Here is a 1,709-nt window from a genome sequence, read left to right on the forward strand (position 1 = left end):
CGAGCCGATCGCGATCGTGGGCATGGCCTGCCGGCTGCCCGGCGGGGTGACCACCCCGGAGGAGCTGTGGCGGCTGGTCGCCGAGGGCCGCGACGCGGTCTCCGGCTTCCCCGAGGACCGCGGCTGGCACCTCGACGACCTCTACGACCCGGAGGGCACCCGCCCGGGCAGCTCCTACGTCCGTGAGGGCGGCTTCGTCCACGATCTCGCCGACTTCGACGCGGAGTTCTTCGGCATCTCGCCGCGCGAGGCGACCGCCATGGACCCCCAGCAGCGGCTTCTCCTGGAGACCTCCTGGGAGGCCCTGGAGCGGGCCGGCGTCGACCCGTCCCGGCTGCGCGGCGCCCCGGTCGGCGTGTTCTCCGGGGTGATGTACCACGACTACGGTGCCCAGATCACCCGCGTCCCCGAGGAGCTGGAGGGTTACCGGGGCATCGGCACGGCCGGCAGCGTGGCCTCGGGCCGCGTCTCGTACACCCTCGGTCTGGAGGGCCCGGCCCTCACCGTCGACACGGCCTGCTCCTCCTCCCTGGTCGCCCTGCATCTGGCCGCCCAGTCCCTGCGCAACGGCGAGTGCACCCTCGCCCTCGCCGGCGGTGTGGCCCTGATGTCCCAGCCCACCTCCTTCGTGGAGTTCTCCCGCCAGCGCGCCCTGGCCGCCGACGGCCGCTGCAAGGCCTACGCCGACGCGGCCGACGGCACCGGCTGGGCGGAGGGCGTCGGCGTCCTCGCCCTGGAGCGGCTGTCGGACGCGGAGCGCCTGGGCCACCCCGTGCTCGCGGTGGTCCGCGGCTCGGCGGTCAACCAGGACGGCGCCTCCAACGGCCTCACCGCCCCCAACGGCCCCTCCCAGCAGCGCGTCATCCGCCAGGCACTGGCCAACGCCCACCTGACGGTGTCGGACGTCGACGCGGTCGAGGGCCACGGCACGGGGACGACACTCGGCGACCCGATCGAGGCCCAAGCCCTCCTCGCCACCTACGGCAAGGACCGGCCCGCCGAACAGCCGCTGTGGCTCGGCTCGTTGAAGTCCAACATCGGCCACGCCCAGTCCGCCGCCGGAGTAGCCGGAATCATCAAGATGGTCCAGGCGATCCGCCACGGCGTCCTGCCCAAGACCCTGCACGTCGACCGTCCGTCCACCAAGGTCGACTGGGACTCCGGCGCGGTCGAGCTCCTCACCGAGTCCCGCGACTGGCCCGAACTGACCCGCCCCCGCCGCGCCGCCGTCTCCTCTTTCGGTGTCAGCGGCACCAACGCCCACGTCATCATCGAACAGGCCCCGGACGGTACGGACTTGGCGCCGCACCCCGACACGCGGGACACCCGCACGGTCCCCTGGGCGGTCTCCGCCAGGACCCCCGACGCCCTGCGCGCGCAGGCGGAACGCCTCCTGGCCCACGCCCTCGGCCTGGACCCGGTCCCCGCCGCCCACGCCCTGGCCCACACCCGCACGTCCTTCACCGAGCGAGCCGTGGTCATCGGCACCACGAACGACGAACTCGGCGCCGGGCTACGGGCCTTGGCGGAGGGCGCGTCGTCCGCGCAGCTGGTGACGGGCACGGCGGACGTGGACGGCAAGACGGCGTTCGTCTTCCCCGGCCAGGGCCACCAATGGGCCGGCATGGGAGCCCAACTCCTCGACACCGAGCCCGTGTTCGCCCAGGCCATGAACGAATGCGCCGACGCACTGACCCCCTACGTCGACT

Annotated in this window: 1 protein-coding gene; it reads left to right on the forward strand. The window is 73.6% G+C overall.

Annotated features, from left to right (window positions below; genetic code table 11):
- Positions 1–1,709: type I polyketide synthase (locus EHS43_RS43970; RefSeq protein ID WP_148104323.1), on the forward strand; the 1,709-nt coding region annotated here is incomplete at both ends.

This window comes from Streptomyces sp. RP5T (assembly GCF_003933965.1).
In the GTDB taxonomy this organism is placed as follows: Bacteria; Actinomycetota; Actinomycetes; order Streptomycetales; family Streptomycetaceae; genus Streptomyces.